This is a genomic window from Gordonia hydrophobica NBRC 16057, from assembly GCF_001592365.1.
Taxonomy (GTDB): Bacteria; Actinomycetota; Actinomycetes; order Mycobacteriales; family Mycobacteriaceae; genus Gordonia; species Gordonia hydrophobica.
Map to the genome: position 1 here is coordinate 1 of NZ_BCWU01000019.1, position 21,853 is coordinate 21,853.

Here is a 21,853-nt window from a genome sequence, read left to right on the forward strand (position 1 = left end):
GACGCTGCGCCTGCTGCGCCCAGAACGCGAGCGGATCGGCCGCGGCGCGATCGTAGATGTCGGCTGACGCATTGGCATTCGCGGCGAACTCTGCGGAGGGCGGGTACACCTTAGACAAGGACGTTACGTGGTCAGCCATCTGCTCTGCTTCCTCAGTCTCGAGATCAAGATGGTTACGGAACCCTCAGGTGTCTCGCGAAGACCATCGTACGGTTTTAGTTGGCCCCGACACGCGGGACGCTCAATAACTACTTCATATGTGAACTGATGTCAATGGGTTCATGGGTTGGTGCGAGGATGCCAGCCGCACCTAGAGGCACTTCTGCTTGAGGGGCGACAGGGCCCCTTGACCCTGGTTAGCGAGGGTGCTGTCTTAGATCGCCGACGGAGCGGGCGCTGAAGCTTGGAACTCAACGGCGCTAAGAGGAGCCGCCTGAGTCATGGCGATTGAGCCGCATCAGCGGCACGTGGTGGCGCGTTGCGTATAGATGCCCTTGGGCAAGACGCTTCACGCATGAAGTGTTGGCTGTTGTGTGTTAATCTCCGTTAAGGCAAGCGGAGTGCCGGAAGGCGCCTCGGTACCGGGTCTGTCGGGAAGGCCGGTCCGCATTCTGCTCGTCGAAGAGCAGCGGGCTGCTGAGAGAACACGAGAGGGCGTCATGAAGGAAACCGACATGACTATCGCAAGCTCCACCTCGACAGACGGTTCGCTCGATGTACCGATGGGGGGCCTGCTCGCGTCCGTCGGTCGTACGGTAGTCCGTGGCGTCGACGCGGTGCTTCGGGAGACTGACGTCCCTCTTTCTGCGGATCACTGGTACGCGCTCGACCTGATCGTCCGACGAGACGGCGTTGCGATGAACGACATTGCAAGGACGTTGTCGACGCCTCCTCCAACCGTGACGAAAATCGTTGATCATCTCGTCGGGAATGCACTTGCTTTCAGGCTTGCTGACGACACGGACCGGCGCCGACTCTTCGTCCATGCTTCCAAGCGCGGACTCGAATGCCATCAGAGCACACGTGCTGCGGTTATTGCAGCTGAGACTGCGCTTATTCGCGGTCTGCCCGAAGAGGTGTTGTCGGGGATGCGGGCGATGTGCCATGAGTGGCCGACTGGCTGACGGTCCGGCGGGGATTGGTTGCCGCTCTGACCGCAACGTTCGTGGTGGGCGGCGGGTCCCGCTAGCGGCGGCGAGCTCGGTGAATCGACCGCCTTGCGCCGTGTTGACGGCCCCACGAATGCAACAGGTTTATTCGTCCGGGAAATTTGCGTCGAGCGATTGTTGGCGTGAGCCGAGCCGGATCACTGTGTAGGGAGCGTCGTCATCTGTGGCAGCCGCCATCGCTGGTTCGGTCCGAGAAACCCGTGGTCTTCGGTCTGGCATCTTCTGAGGGCTGGTTCGCCATGCAGCCGAGATGGTTCTCGGATGGGGATCGGACTTCGGCGACTTGGTCCGCCGACTGTGCATATAGAGGACTGTCATCCTGGAGATTTCGATGAGTTGAAGGGGCTGAGACTGGTTTGAACGAGAATCAATCAGATCGGCCCGCGCGGAGCGGCTCACGCTCCTGAGTGGGCGATGAAGGTGGTCTGCTCACTGATTTCCGCCATCGTTCCAACCCGAATGTATGAACACCTTGACATTCGTTCATAGAGAAAGTACTAATTATGTGACGCTAGTTACTGCGTCACCGACAAGTGTGGTGCATCTCGGTGAGTTCCGCTGGGAGTGCCGCAACAGGAACGCCGAGCATCGCGCATCGGGCGCGTTGAAATCGGATCGCCCAGATTGGAGAAGTCAAGTGGATGGAATCCATGACTGCGGAGGAATGACGGGTTACGGCCCGGTTCCTTACCAGAAGACCGAGCCATTCTTCCACCACGAGTGGGAGGGACGTACGTTGTCGATCTTGACCTGGATGCACCTCAAGGGCATTTCATGGTGGGACAAGTCGCGCTTCTACCGCGAGATGATGGGTAACGAGAACTACGTGAACGAGTTGCGCGACTCGTACTACACGCACTGGCTCAGCGCGGCGGAGCGGATTCTTGTCTCCGACCGTTACTTCACGGAGGAAGAGCGTAAGCACCGGGTCGAGGAGATTCTGGACGGCCGGTACGTGGATCGTCCGCCTTACCAGGAATTCGACGAGGCGCAGATTCAAGAGGCGATTGACCGGATGCATACGCCGCACTCGCTCAAGCGCGAAGGACCCGAGCCCGGATTCACGATTGGCGACGAAGTGCTCGTCAAGAACATGAATCCTCTGGGGCACAGCCGTTGCCCGAAGTTCGTCCGTGCACGAACAGGAAAGATCTCCAACTACCACGGCTGCCAGTTGTACCCGGAGACCACTTACCTGGAGCTGGCCGGCGATGCACGCCCGCTCTACACAGTGGAGTTCACCTCGCGAGAGCTGTGGGGTGAGGACGGCAACGACCGTGACACGGTCTATGTCGATCTCTGGGAACCCTACCTGGTCGCGGCCTGAAACGAGGACAAATCATGAGTGAGCATGTCAACAAGTACACCGAGTACGAAGCACGGACGAAGGCCATCGAGACGCTTCTCTATGAACGCGGACTGATCACGCCTGCCGCAGTCGATCGTGTTGTCTCCTACTATGAGAACGACGTCGGCCCTATGGGCGGAGCGAAAATCGTCGCCAAGGCTTGGACTGATCCCGAGTACGCCGACTGGCTGAAGCGGGACGCTACCGCTGCGATGGCAGACATGGGCTATGCCGGTGAGCAGGCCCACGAGATCGAAGCGGTGTTCAACGACAGCTCTACCCACCATGTCGTGGTGTGCACGCTGTGCTCGTGCTATCCGTGGCCGATTCTGGGACTTCCACCGGCCTGGTACAAGAGCATGGAGTACCGCTCTCGCGTCGTCGTGGATCCTCGGGGCGTCTTGAAGCGAGACTTCAGTCTTGATGTTCCGGACGATGTTGATCTCAAGGTTTGGGATAGTAGTTCGGAACGACGATACGTCGTCGTTCCCGAACGCCCCGAGGGGACCGAGGGTTGGAGTGCGGAGGAACTCACGAAACTGGTCTCGCGGGACTCGATGATCGGTGTCGCCCATGCGCTTAAGCCGGAAGAGGTCGTGGCATGACCGCGGCCGACAGCACAGAAACGCTGACGGATCGGCTACCTGCCGAGGGCAAGGGTGCGCCTCCTCGCGATAACGGTGAACTGCTCTTCACTGAGCCGTGGGAAGCCACCGCATTCGGCATAGCTGTGGGTCTCTCAGACCAGAAGTCCTACGAGTGGGAGTTCTTCCGACAGAGGTTGATCGAGAAGATCGCGGACGCGAACGGGTGCGAGGCCTACTACGAGAGTTGGGCCAAAGCACTTGAGGCGGCAGTGATCGACTCCGGCATGGTGTCTGAGGAAGACATTCGTGCCGAGATGGCGAAGCTCGAGATTATCGAGTGAGGAGTCCGGGTCTGCGGTGATCCGGAGTGAGGGAGTCGGCCTCGCGTGTACTTCACACGCGAGGCCGACTTACGCTGTAGAGCAGTCCGGATCGGTAGCTTTCGACACTGATGCTGCAGCGGTTCAGCGGCAGACCCTTATCTTCGTATGAAACAATTGTTTCGGGAAGTAATTGGGAGGCTGTCAGTTTCGAGTCGTTGTACGCGCTTGTGACGTCGGAGTTGGAGGCTGGCGCACAATGGCATTCTACGGCGGCATCGAAGGAACAGCCGATTCGGATCATCCTGGAGGTTTGATGACCTGTGTGACTAGCTCGGGACTGACGTGGCGAGTTGATAACGTGCATTGGAATGTCGGGGCGACAGAGATTCTGCGTGGAGTCACCGCATCCGGTGAACCGGGGGAGATAACGGCACTTCTGGGACCCAATGGCTCGGGGAAGACCACGCTGCTATCGGTATTGGCTGGTGTTCGGCGCCCGACGTCTGGAACTGTCACTGTCATCGAACCGGGTGGTGCGCAACGAGATCTGCACGGTATTCGGACTCGTGAACGTGCGAAACTGTTGGCTCTTGTGGAGCAGCATGCTCAAACTGAGACGGTCCTGACAGTGAGGCAAGTGGTCGAATTGGGCCGGATTCCTCATCGCCAGCGTGGAGTGCCGTTTCACCTGCATTCGGTTATCGACGAAGCAATGGAGATCGCTGAGGTATCGGCCATTTCCGACAGGTCGTGGGCAACTCTCTCCGGCGGCGAGCGGCAACGTACCCAATTGGCACGGGCCTTGGCGCAGCAGCCTTCCCTACTTCTGCTCGATGAGCCGACAAATCACCTGGACCTGCACCATCAGATAGATTTCCTCACCCGAATTCGATCCTTAGGATTGAGTACTGTTGCTGCACTCCATGATTTGGAGCTTGCGGCGGCGTTCTGTGATCGAGCGGTCGTCCTTGATCGCGGAGAGGTGGTTGCCAGCGGGTCGGTCGACAAGGTCATCACACCGGACCTTCTCGACCGCGTCTACGGGGTCGACGGTGACGTGGAACCGCATCCGCGCGTTGACCGCCCCCATGTTCGTTGGACGGGGCTGACGACCTCGACGCGTAAGGTGCTGATCTGATCTGACGAGATGATGCACCCCGCCTCGTTGCGGCGAGGTGCAACGCGGCGGGGCGAGGGTCCAGAAGATGGTCGGCTACAGCTAACGGGTAACCGGCCTCATGCTTTTGCCGTTCCACGTAGGAGTATGAGCGCGAACACGGGAACGCCGATGAGGGCGGTCGCCACGCCGACGGGCAACTCTTGGGGATCAATGACAGTTCGAGCAGCGGTATCGACCCAAACCAGGAAGACTGCGCCGGTAAGGGCGGATATCGGTATTAGGTGGCGATGCGATGTACCCACGAGTATGCGAGCGATGTGTGGTAGGACCAACCCGACGAATCCGATGGCTCCCGACGTGCTGACGATTGCCGCCGTCATCAGAGCGGTTAGGATGAGTAGAGAAGCACGGATCGCTGTCACGTTCACACCGAGTGAAGCTGCAGAGGTCTCGCCGAAGGCGAAAGCATCCAACGATGCAGCGGAAGCGATGCAGGCGATCAAGCCAAGCAGAGCCAATCCACTCACGATCCACACGTCGGTCCAGGAAGCGTTGGCAAGCGAGCCCAATAGCCAGAATAGGACGCCTCGGGTTTGCTCTGCGTCCGCGGAGGTGAACACGATGAACGATGTCAACGCCGAGAACAGTTGAGTGCCTGCGACACCGGCGAGGACCACTCGGTCGGTTGTTCCGCCGGCGGCGGTAGCAAGCAAGAGTACGATCCCGAACGCCACTAGTGATCCGATGAATGCCCCGCCGGCCAATCCTAATGTCCCGGCTCCGATTCCTAGGATCACGACAACGACGGCACCAGTCGATGCTCCGGACGAGATTCCCAGAATGAATGGATCGGCGAGCGGATTTCTCAGCAATGACTGCAGGATGACGCCGCACACCGCCAAGCCGGCACCGCAGGCAGCTGCTAGCAGTGTTCTGGGCAAGCGAAGATTCCAGACGATGGCTTCCTTGATCGGAGTGAGCCCGGAACTGCCGCCGAAGAGGTGCGATCGGACGACGTCAACAGCTTGGGATGGGCTGATATCAGAAGGTCCAATGGTCACTGCTACCGCAACTGATCCGCTGAGGATCACCAAGCCGAGTAGGCTGAGAAACCACGTGCGTCGAACCAAAATCACCGTGTTGGGTCCAGCTTCTGCAGCCTGGCCGCGATCAGCTCTGTACCGTCGGCCGTACGAATCGACGGATTCATCGCGCCGCCCGCGAGCGCGATGAAGCGGTCGTTCTTGACCGCCTCCATCTCCCGCGTGACAGGATTCGACTTCAAGAACTTGATCTTCTCCGTCGCAGTCTCAGCGGTCTCACTCCTGCGAGTCAGGTCACCGATTATCATGACATCGGGATTGCGTGCGGCGACCGTTTCCCAGCTGATCTGGGGCCACTCCTCAGTGCTGTCTTCAAAAACGTTCTTGAGGCCTAGCGTTCGGCTGATAATCCCTGGAGCGCCACAGCAGCCCGCCATATAAGGAGATTCGCTGTTAGCAAACCAGAACAACACGCTGGTGTCGTTTTTAGGGGCTGTATCGGCGGCCTTCCTCATTCTCGCTCGTAGGGATTCAACGAGCTCAGTTCCCTTCGCGGGAGTTCCGAAGATTTTCGCCAGCTCATTGATCTCCTGGTAGATCGTGTCGATCTCGAGTCGGCTTTTCCGGGCTCCGTCTACGCTCTTAGCGTCGCGTTTACTGCATTCGGAGGGAGATACGTAAGAGGGGACCCCGAGCTTTTCAAGACGTTGAGGTGTCGTAACTCCGCCGTCGCCGAGTGTGTTATTGAGTGAGGCTGTCACGATGTCTGGTTCTTTCTCCAGGACTCGTTCCAGCGAAGGAGCGTTGTCGGCCAGGCGCTCGACCTTTCGGTTCTCGTCTTCAAGGTTCGGTTTCACCGGGTCGGTCCACGTGGCGGTGCCGACCATCCGGTCTGCCAAACCGAGCGATAGTAGGATCTCAGTGGATGCCTGGTTCAGTGAGACAGCTTGCTGTGGAGGCTTGTCGACGGTTACCTCTCGGCCACAGTTGTTGATTTTCACCGGATATCCGTTGGCGGTGGAAGCGCCGGGGCCGGATTCATCCGATGCCGATGTGCAGGAGGCAAGGACCGCAGCTGTGGTCAATAGAAGGCCTGCGAATAGGCGCGGTGTACGTGATTGCATGGGTTGTATGCTTTCTAGCGCGAAATGGCGAACTGAGGGGGTTTTCGTCCTCACGCTTTGGCCAGCTTGAGGAAGTTGATCATTGACGACTGGCATCCACGGGTCGTTGGGACACCCTGCTCGTGCAACGCACTCGGTGGAAACTATGAGATGTACAGACGTGAGGTGTTGCGACTAATCCTTGATGCCGAGTCGCCAGTGCTCAACGTGGTACGTGGCTTCTTTCAGAAGGGTGGCGACATGGTGGTCGAAAAGCCTGTAGACAACCGTCCGACCTGAACGCTCGCCACGGACCAGGCCGAGGGAACGGAGGACTCGCAGTTGGTGCGACACCGCTGACTGCTCCATCCCGACAGCCTCGGCAAGTTCGGAGACGGAGCATTCGCCTGTTGTGAGCCGGGCGAGTATGCGTAGCCGGCTCGGAGAAGTCAACGCCTGCAGCGTTTCCGCGACTGTGGATGCGAGTTCCGCGCTCAATGGCACCGCAGGTGAATCGCTGACCGGCCAATGTCCCATGTCTGTAGTCAACCACAGAGGTGCGGGTGGGAGACCGCGGTAGGCCACTGGAGTATCTCCCGACTGCGACTTCTCCCCCTGTGCGCTTGTGCCCGAGGTGATCTCCGGCGATCATTGCTCAACTCCTTCGGGGCTTTCAAATGAAATAATTCATAGATGAACAGTTACAACGATAGATGACGACGCCGAAGTGCGTGTCGAAGTTCGACTAGGTCGCTGAAAATGAGTTCGAACGGATCAGCGTGGAGCGCTGGGAGGTGGCTGGCCACCGTGGATCAGTCGGGCGTGCTCAGTCCTGGCGCGTTCCTAGCCAGTCGGAGATCGGTTGGCCGTCGCGCAGATGCTGGTCGATAAGCCTTCCGACACGATCTGCGGTGAGCTGGGCATACCAAATGTTGTCGGGATAGACGGTGACGACAGGTGCTTGGACACACGGGAACAGGCAGCCAGTGAGAGTGACGAGAACGATGTCGTCCGCCATCTTGCGGTTGTCGAGGCCGCTGCTGAGCGCAGCGGCGGTCTCCCCCGCGCCTTGTGCAGAGCATCGCGGTCCGCGGCAGACGAGGACGTGCTTGCTGAAGGTCGGGATCTTCGTCCATAGGGGGGATGTGAGCGGGGCGACAGCTGTGGTTGCGGGTTTGCCGCCGTGGTCGAGCGCTGCGGCAATCAGGTCGGCGTAGTGTGCACCGTCGCAGAGCGAGGGGCCAATCCTGATCTCCGGCACGTGTGCGTCAACCGGACGTGTTCGTAGCCAATGGCCGACGACACGCCGGAACCAGGCTGCCATGGCGCGGTCTGTGAGGGTCTGACCGCTGAGTACTATGATCCGCTGCGCGCCTGCTGCCGCAGCCTCGTCGAGGACTTCGGTGACTGTCGGCGCTGCGCCGCCCAGTACTGCGACCCGGTACACCGCCTGGGGTCGGTGGGTCCGTAGTTTCGCTAGAGCGGTGGCAAGTTCTGCGGTGGGATCAGCGCCGCGGTTCGTTGGAGTGGTGATGATGACCCAGTCTGCGGCGGTATTCATGCGGTTATCCGGACTGGGGTCTGTTGGTGAGAAGGGGTGCACGGTACGACGAGTGGACCGCCGGTTCGCGGATGTACGAGTACCTCCGCATCGATGCCATAGACCTCGGCGAGTAACTCTGGCGTGAGGACTTCGGTGGGGGTGCCGATGGCGTGGACGGTGCCATTGTGGAGAACTATCAGGCGGTCGCAGAACATGGCGGCGAGGTCGAGATCGTGGATTGCGGCGATGACAGTGAGGTTGAGCCGTCGAAGTTGGCCGAGCAAGTGGAGGCCGGCGGCGATGTCGAGGTGGTTGGTTGGTTCGTCGAGGACCAGGATCGTCGGTCGCTGAGCTAGAGCCCGCGCGACTTGTGTCTTCTGCCGTTCACCGCCGGACAGGGTATGCCAGGTGCGGTGCCGGAGACTGTCGAGACCGAGCATTGTGATCGCACCGTCAACTTCTTCGGGGGATTCTCCAAGCGGGCGTCCCCAACTGCCGGTGTGGGGGATGGTTCCCAATTCCACGATCTGCTCGACGGTCAGTTCCATCACTGTTGTGGCGTGTTGCTCGACTTCGGCTACGGTGCGGGCGAAGTCGAGTCTTCCGACGTGGCGGAGGTCGCGGCCATTGAGGAGAACATGTCCTCGGTCGGGTTGTTGCCAACGCACCATCAGCGATAGCAGGGTTGATTTGCCTGAACCGTTGGGGCCGATGATTCCGGTGAATTCGCCGGCGCGTGCGCCGCAATTGATGTCGTGGAGGATACGACTGTCGCCGCGGGAGAAATCGACGCCGCAGACTTCGATGGTCATGTCAGATACCTTTCTGCCGGCGTAGGAGCCAGATGAATGCGGGCACGCCGATGGCTGATGTGACCAGGCCGAGGGGGAGTTCGCGGTCCGGTAGGAGGGTGCGGGCGAGGATGTCAGCCCAGGCGACGATCAGCGCGCCGGTGAGGATGGCGAGCGGGAGGACGCGCGCGTGGAGCGGTCCGACGAAGAAGCGCACAGCGTGAGGAACCACTAGGCCGACAAAGCCGATGATCCCTGATATTGACACCAGGACAGCGGTGCAAAGCGAGACTAAGGCGTAGAGAGTCCAGCGGATGCGGACGACGTTGGTACCCAGGCCTGCTGCTGATCGTTCGCCGAAGGCGAAGGTGTCGAGGGTCCGCGCATAAGACAGGACGACGAGCACCGTCAGTGTGGTCACAGTGACACTGAGTAAGAGTGTATTCCAGCGGACACCTGCGACCGACCCTAGCGACCAGAGCATGACGCGGTCGGCGGTTCCGTGTGGGCCGAAGTAGACCAGGCCTGCGCTGAGAGCGGCAGTCAATTGGCCCACCGCGACACCGGCGAGGATGAGGCGGCCTGGCATGAGAGCTCCGCCGCGGGTGACCGAGATCGCGAAGACCAGTACTAATGCCGACATCGACCCGATGAAGGCGGCGAGCGCGATGGTGGGGCCGCCAGCCATGCTGCCGAGCCCGAGTCCAGTGCCGAGGATGATCGACGCGCCTAACGCCGCGCCGCCAGACATTCCGAGGATATAGGGGTCGGCGAGTTGATTACCGGTCAGTGATTGTAAGACCGCGCCGCACACCGATAGCCCTGCGCCTACGACGGCGGCACCAACCATGCGCGGCAGTCGAAGGTCGACGACGATGTGCTCGTCGAGGATGTCGATGCCCGGACCCACCCCGAGGCGGCTGAGAACGGCGTCGATCACGGTTGAGAGCGATAGGTCGGCCGATCCGATGACCACGCCAAGCCCTAAACTGACCAGCAGTAGCGCGGTCAGCCCGGCTACCGTCAGCGTGAGGCCGGACGTTCCGCGGATCTGTGGGCGCACGCCACAGCTACTTTCCGAGGGCGTCGGATAGTCGCACTGCGCCGTCGATCATTCGGGCGCCGGGGGTGCTTTCGGAGAACGGGATCACCACGTACGAGGCGTTTCTCACCGCGTCGAGGTCTTGGAGGGCGGGATCTGATTCGAGGTACTTCCGTTTAGCGTCGGCAGGATCCCAATCGGCGTCGATCAGGACGATCACGTCAGGGTTCGCAGTCAGGACCGCTTCCCAACCGGTATCCGCCCAGTTGCCCGATAGATGGTGGAAGGCGTTGGTGGCGCCGACAGCATCCATGACAAGTTGCGGACCGCCGTCGCGGCCACCGACCGACGGGCTGTCGGTTTTGGCGTCCCACCACATCACGGATGTGCCTGCACCCGCGTTGGTCGTCTTCAGCGTGTCGAGGGTTGCGCGCAGGCGCGCGTTCACCTGATCTGCCTGCTCAGTGCGCCCGAATAGCACACCATAGTCGCTGGTCTCGCCTGCGATGGCGTCCCAGGACGGTGCTGGTCGATGAGACTTGTCATCGCACCCGAAGGGTGAGACGTAACTTGAGACTCCGAGGTCGGCGAGGGAAGCCTGGGAGCCCAACGCTTTGTCATCGAACGCCGACGCATACGATGATGCGACCAGGTCGGGCCGGGTCTTCAGCAGCGTTTCTCGATCGGGGTATTTGCTGGACAGCACAGGAATCTGTCGGTAGGCGTCGGCCCACCGAGGTGAGATCTGGTCGTCGAGGTATGCGGTGCCCGCCATCTGTCCCCCAGCGCCGATCGCCAGTGCTGACTCTGTGGCTCCCTGATTGACGGTGACTGCTGCCTTGGCTGGGGCGGCCATCGTAATGGTTCGACCGCAGTTCTCGACAGTGATGGCCGCAGCCGGATCGTCAGTCTCGGCGCTGCTACAGCCGGTCACCGCTATGACCACAGCCAAACCGCCCGCCGCCGCGAACCTATGCGCGGCAGACTTGAAGAGAGTGCGCACAGCGAACTCCTATTCAGAAGTGTCAGAAGAAATAATTCCAGATGGAATTAATGGCGACTTTAGGGGATTGGGTGAACGGGCGTGACGACTTTGGTGAATCTTCCTCGAACGGGTAAGTGTCACGGGCGCGACCCGTCGAACCTTCAGCAGATGCCGCCCGGGCCCTGCAACGGGATCACGATGCCGATGCGGAAGGGTGGCGCGGCGGACATCACCCGTGGCATTCGGCCTCCTCGGTGACGATGCACCTCACAGCTTGCACGGAGTTTGAGGTGTTTCACAGCGTCTGCACTAATCTGTAGGGTAACTGTTTGCAAGACGTCCGATCAATGAGTCCGACCGGGTGGGAGGTACCAGATGAGCGACACCGTCGGTGCCGTCCATACCTCCGCCGTCGGTGCGTCGACCGATCTGGTGAAGCACCTTCTGCTCGGTGCGCAGGCGACGTCGGCGGCGTTGACCGCGATCGGTGCGCGCCACGACCTCACCGTCGACGAGTGGTTGATTCTGGACGCGCTCGATTCCGCAGACGGGATCGCCATGTCGGCGATCTCGCAACAGACACTGGCCTCCGGCGCCTCGCTGACGCGCGCGGTGGACCGACTCGTCACCAGTTCGCTGGTCTATCGTGCGCCGAGCGCGGTGGACCGCCGCAAGGTGGAAGTGCGGATCAGTGCACTGGGACGCGAGCGGCACGCGGCGATGCGGTCCGAGGTGCAGGCACTCGACCTCGCGCTCCGATCGATTTTGGCCGCCGACGCCGACAGCGTAACGGCCGCACTGGCGCAGGTCGTCGCCGACACGGCGCGCTGATCGATCGAACCCCGTTCAGAGCCCCGCCCGTCCGGCACCAGTACATTCACTGTCATGGGCAGCAGTCGTAGCAAGCGCACCGTGACCAACCGACTCTGCGTCGGCGTGCTTGTGGGAGCTGCGGTGGTCGCGGCGACCGCGGGCTGCAGCAGCGACGGCACGGATCATCGCGCCACCGACCTCGTTCTGACCCAGAGCGAACTGCCCGACGGCTTCACCGTGTCCAAGCTCGGCGCCGATGAACTGCAGCAGGTCACCGACCAGCTTCACGACTCCACCAAGAACGTCGAGGTGAGTCCCAAGACCTGTGCTGCACCCGGTTCGATGGTCGGCTCGGTGGATCCGAAGACCACCGGAGTCATGGCGGCGACCACCTCCGAGTTCTCGGTCAGCCAGTCCGTGCAGCCCGTCGCCGCCGTCGACGGTGGCGTCGACTTCGGCCGAGTGCGCGACCGCGTCGCCGGCGACTGCGCACACGTCCGGGTCGCAGTGACCACCGGTCCGATCAAGGGCGCTGAGATCGACGTCCGCCACGAGGTACTGAATCTGACCGGTTTCGACAGTGCCGACCAGCTGCTCGTCGTCGAGAGCACCAGCCACACGGTCAACGGGGCCCGAAGCGGGACCAAGCAGCTGCTGGCAGGTAGTGCCGTGGTCAACGATTTTCTGATCACGGTCGAGATGACGCCGGTCGACGGCGACGGTCCCGTGGACCGCGGCCTCTTCACGCAGATCCTCACCCGCGCGGTGGACAAGGCCGCTTCCTGACACCGGTGATCGGCCGTGCACTGCGGTCGGCAAGGATGGTCTCGTCGAAGAATCAGAGATAGGGGCTTTGTCCGGTGAAGACGATGACGAGGGTCGCTGGTGTGACGGCGGCGGTGAGCGCCGCGCTGCTGATGGCGACGGCGTGCAACTCCGACGGTGCCGATGTCGGCGGGGCGGAGCTGTCGGCGACGCCGAACGCGGACCCCGCCGTGATCGCTTCCCTCATGCTCGGCAAAGCCGAGCTGCCGTCCGGATACCAACTGGTTCAGGTTCCGAAGGACCAGGCACAGCAGTTCGCCGACACCATGGGGGTGTCGACGCGAAACGCCAAGATCACGCCGTCGAAGTGCAAGCATCTGAGTGTGTACCCCGCAGACGTCGCAGCTGACCAGGTCGGCTCCACGGTCGCCATGAAGACGTCGTCGATTCTGGTGGAGACGGTCGCCGCGGTCGACGGCAAGGTCGACGAGGTGCGTCAGCGTGCCGACGGGGAGTGCTCCACGTTGACGATCGAGGTCACCGAAGGCTCGGCCAGCGGAGCCAAGGCCACGACCACGTCGAAGGTCCTGGACGGGCCCAAGACGGCCGCCGACGCCGCCGTGGTGGTCCAGCAGTCGTCGACAGTCGAGCTGGCCGGGTCGACCACACGCACGGCGGTGGTCCTCGGCCTCGCCGAGGTGAACGGGTACCTCGTCAGCGTGCAGACCAGCGACACCGCGGGCAACAGTCCCGACCTCGCCGCCTTCAACGCCTTCTTCGCCAAGGCGATCGGAAGGGTGTCGGAGAAGACGTCGTAGGCGAGCACGAGTCAGGCAGACGACGAAGGGTCCCTCCGCGCGGAGGGACCCTTCGTCGTGTCTTGCGGTAGTGCTTAGATGACGCCCAGTGCGCTCATGGCGTCGGCAACCTTCACGAAGCCCGCGACGTTGGCGCCCAGGGTGTAGTTACCGGGCTCGTCGTACTCGTCGGCGGTGGTCAGGCAGTTGTGGTGCAGGGTCCGCATGATGCTGCTCAGGCGGTCCTCGGCGTACTCGAAGCTCCACGAGTCACGCGAGGCGTTCTGCTGCATCTCCAGTGCGGAGGTGGCGACACCGCCCGCGTTGGCGGCCTTGCCCGGGGCGAAGCCGATGCCGGCCTGCTGCAGGATCTTGATCGCCTCGGGGGTGGTGGGCATGTTCGCGCCCTCGGCCACGATCTTGCAGCCGTTCTTCACCAGTGCCTCGGCATCGTTCTCGTCGAGCTCGTTCTGGGTGGCGCAGGGGAGTGCGATGTCGGCGGGGACCTGCCACAACGTGCCCTCGGAGACTACGCGGGTGCCGTTGCCGCGCAGGTCCACGTACTCACTCAGCCGTGCGCGACGGACCTGCTTGACTTCCTTGAGGACGTCGAGGTCGATGCCCTTGTCGTCGACGACGTAGCCGGACGAGTCTGAGCAGGCGATCACGGTGCCGCCGAGCTGGTGGATCTTCTCGATCGCGTAGGTCGCGACGTTGCCCGAACCGGAGACCAGAACCTTCTTGCCCTCGAAGCTGTCGCCCTTGGCCTTGAGCATCTCGTCGACGAAGAACACGGCGCCGTAACCGGTGGCCTCCGGGCGGACCTGCGAGCCGCCCCACGACAGCCCCTTGCCGGTCAGGACGCCGGACTCGTAGCGGTTGGTGATGCGCTTGTACTGGCCGAACAGGTAGCCGATCTCGCGGCCGCCGACGCCGATGTCGCCCGCGGGGACGTCGGTGTACTCGCCGATGTGGCGGTACAGCTCGGTCATGAACGACTGGCAGAAGCGCATGACCTCACGGTCGGAACGCCCCTTGGGATCGAAGTCCGAGCCGCCCTTGCCGCCGCCGATGGGCAGTCCGGTGAGGGCGTTCTTGAAGATCTGCTCGAAGCCGAGGAACTTGACGATCGAGAGGTTCACCGACGGGTGGAACCGCAGGCCGCCCTTGTAGGGGCCGAGGGCCGAGTTGAACTCGACGCGGAACCCGCGGTTGATCTGGACCTGGCCGGAATCGTCGGTCCACGGGACGCGGAAGATGATCTGGCGCTCAGGCTCGCACATGCGCGTCAGGATGTCCCGGTACTCCGGGTGCTTGACGATGACGGGGCTCAGCGACTCGAAGACTTCCTGAACGGCCTGATGGAACTCAGGCTCACCGGGGTTGCGGTGAATCACGGCGTCGTAGCAACCCTGGAGATCGCTGTCCCATGCAGTCATGCTGTAGTTCTCCCAACTGGTGCGCGGCACGAGCTGGGCTCTGCGCACACCGCAAAATTTAGGTCCACTGGGCCAATTCCGGGCTTTACTGTATCGGCGATCCCGGCTGTGAATGAAACTGAAGGCACACTCTGTGGGTTTGACCACGTGTTTTCTCACAATTTCGTGGTAGCGGATTGGTGCCCGTTACGAGACAATTCTCGCAGGTGCACCTGCGAGGGTGGCGCTCGGGGCGGCCGGACGACGCTTCCGGATCGCGCGCTTCTGGAACAACGACGCATCTGTACGGTGAGCGGTCGGCCTCGGCTAGCCTCGGACTGTGACCACGACGCCGCCGGAGAGCGAGTTCGGTCCGGCGCTCGCCCGTCTGTTCCGCCAAGCCGGCAAACCCACGTTGCGACTGGCAGCACAGGGCATGGCGGCGTTGGGCCGGGCGGAGGCGACGCAGCAGCGGATCAGCGATTGGCGGAACGGCAGGCACATCCCGCGGGACTTCGAAGCTGTCGAACCACTGATCATGTGGCTCAATCGGCGCGCGCTCGACGCAGGCGCCGACGACCTGCTGTCACTCAAGCAGTGGCGTGAACTCTGGCGACACCACCACGAGCCGACGCCCGTGCAGAGGCTCGACGCGCCGTTCCCCGGTCTGGCGTCGATGAGCGCGGCCGATCGGGACCGCTACTTCGGCCGGGACCACACGGTCGCAGCGCTGACAGCGCTCCTCCGCTCCGCACATGCGGCCGACAGCGGACGGCTCGTCGTCGTCACCGGGGTGTCCGGCGCGGGCAAATCGTCACTCCTGGGCGCCGGGCTCGCCCGTGCCGAGGAACCGTGGAACCAGGCTGTTCGGGTGGCTGTGAGTGAGCTGACGAGCCTGGTGACCGCCGACGCGCCGCTGCTGGTGGTGGATCAGTTCGAGGAGGTCTTCGCGCTCGATGAGGCCGACCGGCGCGCCGTGCTGACGCAGATCGCGGTCCTGGCCGATGCGGGCGGGGTGGTCGTCCTCGGCATTCGTGCGGACTTCTACCGCCAGTGCGTCGAGTACCCGGGGCTGGCGCGCGCGTGGCAGGACAGATCGATGATCGTCGCGGAGATGTCCGACGAACAATTGCGCAGCGTCATCACCGAGCCGGTCGCGCTCGCAGGCGGCAAGATCGACGACGGCCTCGCCGACCTCATGATCGAGGACCTGCACCAGGCGTCGCCGGAGGGGGATCGCGCCGGACACCTCCCTCTTCTGGCGCATGCACTGCAGGTGATGTGGTCTGCCCGGACCGGGAATCGGCTGACCGTCGCCGCGTATCGGGAGTCGGGCGGCATCACGTCGGCGGTCGCGGAGACCGCGGAGGCCACCTGGGCGGCCCTCGATCCCGCCGATCGCGAGGAGGCCCGTGCGGTCCTCCTCTCGCTCATCGACTTCGGCCCTCGCCGGACACCGATGCGCCACGCCGTGTCGCCGACTGAGTTGCGGGAACGGTTCTCGCCGTCGGTGATGCGCGTCATTGACGCCTTCGCCGACTCCCGCCTGCTGACCGTTGGCGCCGACGCAGTCACCTTCATCCACGATGCCGTCCTCTCGTCATGGCCGCGGATGGCCGGCTGGATCGCCGCCGACGCCGACCGCCTGCAGTGGCGGCAGCAGCTCGCCGAAGACGCCGAGACGTGGAACCGGAACGACCGCCGCGCCGACTACCTGTACAGCGGCGCCCGGCTGGAGACCGCCCTCGCTCATCGGACCGAACTCGGGCAGCACCGCCAGATCCTGATGCCCGCGGGGTCGGTCGACTTCCTCGATGCGGCGCGGCACCAGCAGCGCAGGCGCGGGCGCCTCCGAATGGGCGCCGTCGGCGCGGTGATCGTCCTGGGCCTGGCCGCCGTCGTCACAGCCGTGATCGCGCTGAAGCAGTCCGCCGACCTGGAGCGCCAGCGCAACGGCGCCGAGCACACCGCCGTCATGGCGAGCATCGATGGCCTGGCCAACGCCGATCCGTCGTTGGCCGCGCGAATCCTCACGATCGCCGACCGCCGGTACCCGGACGACCGACGTGTCCGCAGCGGTCTCTTGGCGGCGTACATGTCGCCGCTGGCGCGCTCGCTGGACGGGCACGACGGCGCCGTCTACGACGTCGTCTTCTCCCATGACGGCCGGCTGCTCGCCACCGCGGGCAACGACCGCACGGTGCGCATCTGGGAGCGCGCCGACGGCCGGTCTCGACCGTTCACCACGATCGCGACCCTGCGCGGCTTCGGCACGTTCGTCACTTCGGTGACCTTCGACGAGTCGGCGCAGTTGGTCGCCGCGGCGAGCGGTGACGGCACCGTCCGCGTGTGGAGCCTGTCCGACCGTCGGTCACCGACGCAGATCGCCGTCCTCCGCCCGGGTGCCGGCGCGGCCTATCTGACCCGGTTCAGTCCCAGCGGCAGACACCTCGTCACCAGTTCGGACGACGGCACCGTCACCGTCTATCGCATCAACGGCACCCAGCCGCCGGTGCAGACCGCCGTGCTGCGCGGCCATCGCGGCCCGGTCCGGACACTGGCGTTCAACGCTGCGGGCACGGTGCTGGCCACCGGAGGTGAGGACCAGACGGTCCGGCTCTGGACCGACGCGGACTCCGACAGCCCGCGGCCGATCGGGGCGCCGCTGACCGGATTCCCGAGCATCACCCACGCGCTGGCCTTCCTGCCCGGTGATCGCGTGCTGGCCGTGACCGGCGACAGCGCCAACGTGCAACTGTGGAACGTCGCAGACCCGGCGGCGCCGACACCGGAGGACACCGCGGTTCCGGGCGTCACCGCGGGGTCGTGGTCCATCGCCGCGAACCCGGAGCAGCCGATGCTCGCGCGTGCCGGATTCGACGGCGTGGTCCATGTGTGGAACACCTCGACGGCCGCCGGATCGCTGCCGCTGTGGGACCTGCAACGGTCGCCGGAACTCGGCTCGGCTCGGATGATGAGCACCACGTTCAGTCCCGACGGGCACGAGCTGGTGGTCGGTCGTTCCGACGGCAGCATCGACATCTGGACCATTCCGTCCGGACTGCTCCCGGATCGCGGCGCGCTGATCAGCAGCGTCGACGTGGACGGGACGGGGACGACGCTGGCCACCGTCGGCTCCGACGCACGCATGAACGTGTGGACTGACCACGACGGCGCTTGGCGTCGACGTTCGAGCATCGGCATCGAGCGCCGCGCCAACAACCGGCCGCGGGTCGCCGTCACCACCGACGGATCCCTGGCGGCGACGGTGAACAACAACGGCGGACTCGTCGAACTGTGGGACATCGCCGATCCGGACCGGCCGCGTCGCGCAGGCGAGCTGCGGATCGACACCCGCTACGCGTTCCCGGTCGCCTTCGCACCCGGCACGCGTGAACTCGCGATCGGCAGCACCGATATGTCGATTCAACGATGGGACGTCGGCGACCCCGCTGCGCCGACACGGATCGGCGCACCGCTCATCGGTCCCTCGGATCTGATTCGGACCGTCAGCTACTCCGCCGACGGAAACCGACTCGCCGTCGGCTCCGACGACGGCAACGCGTATGTCTACCGACTCAGCGACGTCGCACCGCGTGCGACGGTGCTGCCGATGGGACAGCAGGTGGCCGCCACCGTGTTCACCGGAGACGGGAACTACCTGGTGACCGGTGGCGAGGACCTCGTCGTCTGGCGGCTCACCGATGACGCTCCGGAGATCGCGAGCCGGATCGGCGGGGTGTACGCCGACACCATCGGCCGATCGGGCACCAGCGTGATGGTCGGGCGGGGGACCCGTGAGATCACCGACTTCCAGATCGACGACGCCGGGCGGTTGGCGGAAGGCTCCGCCGTGACTCCGGTGCTGGGAAGGTCACACACCGTCACGCGCTGGGTGCTACCGACCGAACTCGGCGACGGCGACGTGTACCCGGTGGCGGGCGACGGCACCGGCGTCGTCTATCTGCAGGGCACCGACGTCGACGCGGCGCGCGCCTGGATCTGCCGAACAACGCGTCCGCTCACCACAGCGGAACGTGTCCGCTACCTGGGGCGGCTGTCGGCGGACGACGGGTGCCCTGCCGGATAGCAGAAGGCGCCTGAGCCGGGATCACCGCATTTTCGGCTCGCGTGCCGCGGCGTGGGACGTCACGAAGGTCCGCAGGTCTCGATCCTGATCCGAGACCAGGTAGGTGGGGTCGGGGACGTCCCACACATCGCGAAGCGCGTACTGGGCAGACATCGCCGCGGCGTCGACCCGGCGCCGGGCGAACTCTCGGATGCAGGTCCCGTCGCGGAGCGGCCGCCATCCGTCGGTCACCAACAGCGCGACCCGCTCCTGGTCCTCCGGACCGTAGGGGAACAGATCGCGGGTGGTGACGGTGAGCCTCAGTCGGCAGTTGCCGGTGTGGGTGAAGGTGATCGCGGGCTGCGGGCCGAACATCTCGGTCCAGAGCGCATACACGCTGATCGGGTGTTCGGCGTTCATGCTGTCGAGCCGGTCGGCCAACTCGCAGCGGAAGCGGACCCAGATCCGGTCGAGCGCGGCGTCGAAGGCGGACTCGGAGAAGACATCGGATGCGTTGACCATCGTGGACCTCCTACGGGCTTGGCCCCACGATAACAACGACCACCGACGAGATCAGTGGACTCAGGACTTATCCGGTTTTGTCAGACCCTGCGCCTATCATCGAACGTGAGTTCTAGATCAGGGTTGTTTTGGTTTCGTTGGCTGGGGAGGGTGTCATGGCGGTGGCGACGATGGGTCCGGCAGGTCGGACGGGTGTGGTGGGTGCGTCGGTACAGGTCACCGATGAGGCGATCGTGATGTGTGTGCCGCGGCCGGAGACGGTCGGCAAGCCGCAGTCCGATGACGCTGCGGCGTTGGTGTTCGCCGCGCACGCGGAGTCGGTCGGCGGACTCCTGCGGTGGTACCGCTATCAGGCGGTGTACGGACTGCTCCGGACGCGGATGGCGCAGGCCGACGCCACCGGCGCCACCGACGTGTACACGCGGGTGTACGACCCCCTGTGTCAGGTCGCCGCCTCCTACGCCACCGTCGCCGGCGTCCGCCAATGCACCGCCGAACGGTTCGTCGAAGCCGCACAAGCCTGCTTCGAACGCATCCCGGCGGTCGGGCGGCTGCTGCGGGACGGGGTGATCACGGCGGCGTGGTTTCAGCGGGTGGTGGAGCAGACCGCCCTGGTCGACGATGCGGAGTTGTTGGCATTCATCGATGCCGAGATCGCACACCGGTTGACGACGATGGGTGGGTTGTCGGCGCGGCGCGTCGAAGACGCGGTGGCCGCGATCGTCGCCGAGCATGATCGGGATGCGGTGACCGTGACCCGCGAGCAGGCCAAAGCCGCCAAGAAGATGGTGATCAACCCGCTCAACGACACCGCCTCGGAGGTCATCGTCACCACCACGCCCGAGGACGCACTCCTGTGCAAAGACGCCATCGACGCGGTCATCGCCGGCGTCTGCCGTCACGATCCGCGGACCCGTGGCCAGTTGCGTGCGGATGCGGCCGTCGCGCGGATGGCCGGTGTGCCGTTCACCTGCGAATGTCAGCGGGACGATTGTGGAGCGGAGTTGTCGGAAGCGCAGGTGGCGGCGCGGTGCGCGAGGATCGTGGTGCACGTGGTGACCCGGCAGGAAACTCTCGACGGGGTGTCGGAGGTGCCGGCGGTGATGGACGGGCACGGCCCGATCTCCGCCGCCCATGTTCGGGACCTCGCGGCCCGCCCGGATGCGGTGTGCCGCCCGCTACAGGTCGCTGACCTGGCTGATCGGATGTGCCAGCCCGGGAATCCGTACCGGCCGACGGCCGCGTTGGACACGGCGGTCCGCGGACTGTTCGGCACCTGCTCCTGGGCCGGCTGTGATCGTCCGGCGTGGCGGTGCGAGCTCGATCATGTCACCGAGTTCGACCACACCGCCCCCGCCGCGGGTGGTCCGACCTGCCTGTGCAACCTGAATCCGAAATGCACGTTCCATCACGGGTTGAAAACCCACGCCGACGGTTGGCTCGATGATCAGATCGTCGACGCCAACGGTGTGGTCTGGACCGAGGTCACCACCCCGGAGGGCGTGACCGTCCGCCAGCAGGCGGCCAACACATGGCTGCTCCCCGAACTCGGACTCATTCCGTGCTCACACCCCGACACTGAGGCGGGTACGACACACCCGGGGATCGGACACGCCGAGCACGCACCAGAACAAACTTCATCGCGGGTGCAGGCCAAGCACCGCTACCGCATGCAACGCCGGGCAGCCAACCGCCGCGCCCGCGAGGCGCAAGAAGCTCGCGTCGCGGCGATGGCGGCTGCCGACGGGCAACCCCCGTTCTGAGTTCTCGTTCGTTCGTCCGCCGCGGGCCGGCGGTCGTTGATCGGGGCGTCAGGCGCTGACGCGGGTGCGTGGCGCTCGCGTCTCGTCGGTTCGTGCACGTCGTTCGGAGACGGCGAATGTCGCGGCCCCGAAGGTCGCCGCCACGCCGACCACGCCGAGCGCGATCGCGGGCGCCCACAGTGCGGCGGATGCACTCACGGCGATCGAGGTTGCGGCCATCGCGACAGCGGCGATCATCGTGACCATGGCGATCACGGCGAGACCAACGCCCAGCAGGGACGCGCGGCGCTCCAGGTCGACGCCGATGAACCCCGCGGGGCGTCGATCGGTGTAGTGCCGACTCCAGATGTGCAGGTCGGCGGCGCGGCCGACATGGTGCCAGCCCTCCGCCTCGCGGAACCGGAAGTAGTCGACGGGCGCCGGGTTGGCGCGGCGTTCCACCACGTACCGGACCTGTGCCGGGGCGGACTCGGTGAACGTCATCCGAACCGGGCTCAGCCAGGTGTAGTCGGTCAGGATCTGACCGTCGGCGGCCTTCGCCTCAAGCCATTGCTCGAAGGCGGCGGGTGCGGGACGCAGGAATGGTGCGAACCAGGTTGTGGTGCTCATGGGGAAACCTCCAGGGGGCGACCGCATAGGCGGGCTTATGGCT

At 64.1% G+C, this 21,853-nt stretch carries 19 protein-coding genes and 1 pseudogene; 10 read left to right on the forward strand and 10 right to left on the reverse strand.

What is annotated here, in order from left to right; all coding sequences use genetic code 11:
* Positions 1-659 precede the first annotated feature (659 nt).
* From GH2_RS20655 to GH2_RS22270, 5 genes and pseudogenes are all read left to right on the forward strand, one after another.
* Positions 660-1,124 carry a MarR family winged helix-turn-helix transcriptional regulator gene (locus GH2_RS20655; RefSeq protein WP_066172440.1) on the forward strand — a complete coding sequence of 155 codons (465 nt, stop codon included), beginning with the start codon at positions 660-662 and terminating at the stop codon, positions 1,122-1,124.
* 508 nt (positions 1,125-1,632) lie between these two features.
* Positions 1,633-2,496 carry a nitrile hydratase subunit beta gene (nthB, locus tag GH2_RS20660; protein ID WP_084247674.1) on the forward strand — a complete coding sequence of 288 codons (864 nt, stop codon included), beginning with the start codon at positions 1,633-1,635 and terminating at the stop codon, positions 2,494-2,496.
* Between the two features lie 14 nt (positions 2,497-2,510).
* The gene (gene nthA / locus GH2_RS20665; protein WP_066172446.1) at positions 2,511-3,122 is read left to right on the forward strand and encodes a nitrile hydratase subunit alpha; all 612 of its coding nucleotides are present in this window, start codon (positions 2,511-2,513) and stop codon (positions 3,120-3,122) included.
* A complete protein-coding gene (locus tag GH2_RS20670) occupies positions 3,119-3,445 on the forward strand; it encodes a nitrile hydratase accessory protein (RefSeq protein ID WP_066172449.1) in 327 nt (108 codons plus the stop codon). The genes nthA and GH2_RS20670 overlap by 4 nt, the downstream gene beginning before the upstream one ends.
* Before the next feature lie 295 nt (positions 3,446-3,740).
* Positions 3,741-4,283, forward strand: a pseudogene (locus tag GH2_RS22270) (ABC transporter ATP-binding protein); the annotation flags it as partial.
* 380 nt (positions 4,284-4,663) lie between these two features.
* Here the strand turns inward: GH2_RS22270 and GH2_RS20685 are convergent.
* The 7 genes from GH2_RS20685 to GH2_RS20715 all read right to left on the reverse strand — a co-directional run bounded on the left by GH2_RS20685 (position 4,664) and on the right by GH2_RS20715 (position 10,925).
* A complete protein-coding gene (locus GH2_RS20685; protein ID WP_157086183.1) occupies positions 4,664-5,683 on the reverse strand; it encodes a FecCD family ABC transporter permease in 1,020 nt (339 codons plus the stop codon).
* Positions 5,680-6,714: an ABC transporter substrate-binding protein gene (locus tag GH2_RS20690; protein WP_066172521.1), complete on the reverse strand. Its 1,035-nt coding sequence runs from the start codon at positions 6,712-6,714 to the stop codon at positions 5,680-5,682. The genes GH2_RS20685 and GH2_RS20690 overlap by 4 nt, the downstream gene beginning before the upstream one ends.
* 174 nt (positions 6,715-6,888) lie before the next feature.
* On the reverse strand, positions 6,889-7,230 hold the full coding sequence (locus tag GH2_RS20695) for an ArsR/SmtB family transcription factor (RefSeq protein WP_066172458.1): 342 nt from the start codon (positions 7,228-7,230) through the stop codon (positions 6,889-6,891).
* A 289-nt stretch (positions 7,231-7,519) separates the two neighbouring features.
* Positions 7,520-8,254, reverse strand: coding sequence for a (2Fe-2S) ferredoxin domain-containing protein (locus tag GH2_RS20700; RefSeq protein WP_066172460.1), 735 nt, complete (start codon positions 8,252-8,254; stop codon positions 7,520-7,522).
* On the reverse strand, positions 8,251-9,048 hold the full coding sequence (locus tag GH2_RS20705; protein ID WP_066172462.1) for an ABC transporter ATP-binding protein: 798 nt from the start codon (positions 9,046-9,048) through the stop codon (positions 8,251-8,253). The genes GH2_RS20700 and GH2_RS20705 overlap by 4 nt, the downstream gene beginning before the upstream one ends.
* A gap of 1 nt (position 9,049) precedes the next feature.
* Positions 9,050-10,090, reverse strand: a complete 1,041-nt coding sequence (locus tag GH2_RS20710; RefSeq protein WP_066172464.1) for a FecCD family ABC transporter permease — start codon at positions 10,088-10,090, stop codon at positions 9,050-9,052.
* A gap of 7 nt (positions 10,091-10,097) precedes the next feature.
* Positions 10,098-10,925, reverse strand: a complete 828-nt coding sequence (locus GH2_RS20715) for an ABC transporter substrate-binding protein (protein ID WP_174545377.1) — start codon at positions 10,923-10,925, stop codon at positions 10,098-10,100.
* Positions 10,926-11,429: 504 nt separating this feature from the next.
* On the opposite strand from GH2_RS20715, the gene GH2_RS20720 reads away from it, so the two are divergent.
* From GH2_RS20720 to GH2_RS20730, 3 genes are all read left to right on the forward strand, one after another.
* The gene (locus tag GH2_RS20720; RefSeq protein WP_066172467.1) at positions 11,430-11,885 is read left to right on the forward strand and encodes a MarR family transcriptional regulator; all 456 of its coding nucleotides are present in this window, start codon (positions 11,430-11,432) and stop codon (positions 11,883-11,885) included.
* 54 nt (positions 11,886-11,939) lie between these two features.
* A complete protein-coding gene (locus GH2_RS20725; protein ID WP_066172471.1) occupies positions 11,940-12,653 on the forward strand; it encodes a hypothetical protein in 714 nt (237 codons plus the stop codon).
* A gap of 83 nt (positions 12,654-12,736) precedes the next feature.
* A complete protein-coding gene (locus tag GH2_RS20730; protein WP_157086184.1) occupies positions 12,737-13,450 on the forward strand; it encodes a hypothetical protein in 714 nt (237 codons plus the stop codon).
* 74 nt (positions 13,451-13,524) lie between these two features.
* On the opposite strand, the gene gdhA is transcribed toward GH2_RS20730, so the two are convergent.
* Positions 13,525-14,868 (reverse strand): NADP-specific glutamate dehydrogenase, encoded by a 1,344-nt coding sequence (gene gdhA / locus GH2_RS20735; RefSeq protein WP_066172529.1) that lies wholly within the window; start codon positions 14,866-14,868, stop codon positions 13,525-13,527.
* Positions 14,869-15,187: 319 nt separating this feature from the next.
* On the opposite strand from gdhA, the gene GH2_RS20740 reads away from it, so the two are divergent.
* Positions 15,188-18,937: an NACHT and WD repeat domain-containing protein gene (locus GH2_RS20740; RefSeq protein ID WP_066172477.1), complete on the forward strand. Its 3,750-nt coding sequence runs from the start codon at positions 15,188-15,190 to the stop codon at positions 18,935-18,937.
* Positions 18,938-18,958: 21 nt separating this feature from the next.
* Here GH2_RS20740 and GH2_RS20745 read toward each other — a convergent pair whose 3' ends face one another.
* Positions 18,959-19,438 carry a TY-Chap domain-containing protein gene (locus GH2_RS20745; RefSeq protein ID WP_066172479.1) on the reverse strand — a complete coding sequence of 160 codons (480 nt, stop codon included), beginning with the start codon at positions 19,436-19,438 and terminating at the stop codon, positions 18,959-18,961.
* Positions 19,439-19,593: 155 nt separating this feature from the next.
* Between GH2_RS20745 and GH2_RS20750 the strand changes: the two genes are divergently transcribed.
* Positions 19,594-21,201: a DUF222 domain-containing protein gene (locus GH2_RS20750; protein ID WP_066172482.1), complete on the forward strand. Its 1,608-nt coding sequence runs from the start codon at positions 19,594-19,596 to the stop codon at positions 21,199-21,201.
* Positions 21,202-21,249: 48 nt separating this feature from the next.
* On the opposite strand, the gene GH2_RS20755 is transcribed toward GH2_RS20750, so the two are convergent.
* Positions 21,250-21,810, reverse strand: a complete 561-nt coding sequence (locus GH2_RS20755) for a DUF2812 domain-containing protein (protein ID WP_066172485.1) — start codon at positions 21,808-21,810, stop codon at positions 21,250-21,252.
* Positions 21,811-21,853 lie beyond the last annotated feature (43 nt).

Bases quoted from the DNA above. Each gene is read 5' to 3' on its own strand.
- GH2_RS20655 (WP_066172440.1), top strand. From the start codon at position 660: ATGAAGGAAACCGACATGACTATCGCAAGCTCCACCTCGACAGACGGT.
- nthB (WP_084247674.1), top strand. From the start codon at position 1,633: ATGAACACCTTGACATTCGTTCATAGAGAAAGTACTAATTATGTGACG.
- nthA (WP_066172446.1), top strand. From the start codon at position 2,511: ATGAGTGAGCATGTCAACAAGTACACCGAGTACGAAGCACGGACGAAG.
- GH2_RS20670 (WP_066172449.1), top strand. From the start codon at position 3,119: ATGACCGCGGCCGACAGCACAGAAACGCTGACGGATCGGCTACCTGCC.
- GH2_RS20690 (WP_066172521.1), bottom strand. From the start codon at position 6,714: ATGCAATCACGTACACCGCGCCTATTCGCAGGCCTTCTATTGACCACA.
- GH2_RS20695 (WP_066172458.1), bottom strand. From the start codon at position 7,230: ATGGGACATTGGCCGGTCAGCGATTCACCTGCGGTGCCATTGAGCGCG.
- GH2_RS20700 (WP_066172460.1), bottom strand. From the start codon at position 8,254: ATGAATACCGCCGCAGACTGGGTCATCATCACCACTCCAACGAACCGC.
- GH2_RS20705 (WP_066172462.1), bottom strand. From the start codon at position 9,048: ATGACCATCGAAGTCTGCGGCGTCGATTTCTCCCGCGGCGACAGTCGT.
- GH2_RS20715 (WP_174545377.1), bottom strand. From the start codon at position 10,925: ATGGCCGCCCCAGCCAAGGCAGCAGTCACCGTCAATCAGGGAGCCACA.
- GH2_RS20720 (WP_066172467.1), top strand. From the start codon at position 11,430: ATGAGCGACACCGTCGGTGCCGTCCATACCTCCGCCGTCGGTGCGTCG.
- GH2_RS20725 (WP_066172471.1), top strand. From the start codon at position 11,940: ATGGGCAGCAGTCGTAGCAAGCGCACCGTGACCAACCGACTCTGCGTC.
- GH2_RS20730 (WP_157086184.1), top strand. From the start codon at position 12,737: ATGACGAGGGTCGCTGGTGTGACGGCGGCGGTGAGCGCCGCGCTGCTG.
- gdhA (WP_066172529.1), bottom strand. From the start codon at position 14,868: ATGACTGCATGGGACAGCGATCTCCAGGGTTGCTACGACGCCGTGATT.
- GH2_RS20745 (WP_066172479.1), bottom strand. From the start codon at position 19,438: ATGGTCAACGCATCCGATGTCTTCTCCGAGTCCGCCTTCGACGCCGCG.
- GH2_RS20750 (WP_066172482.1), top strand. From the start codon at position 19,594: ATGGCGGTGGCGACGATGGGTCCGGCAGGTCGGACGGGTGTGGTGGGT.
- GH2_RS20755 (WP_066172485.1), bottom strand. From the start codon at position 21,810: ATGAGCACCACAACCTGGTTCGCACCATTCCTGCGTCCCGCACCCGCC.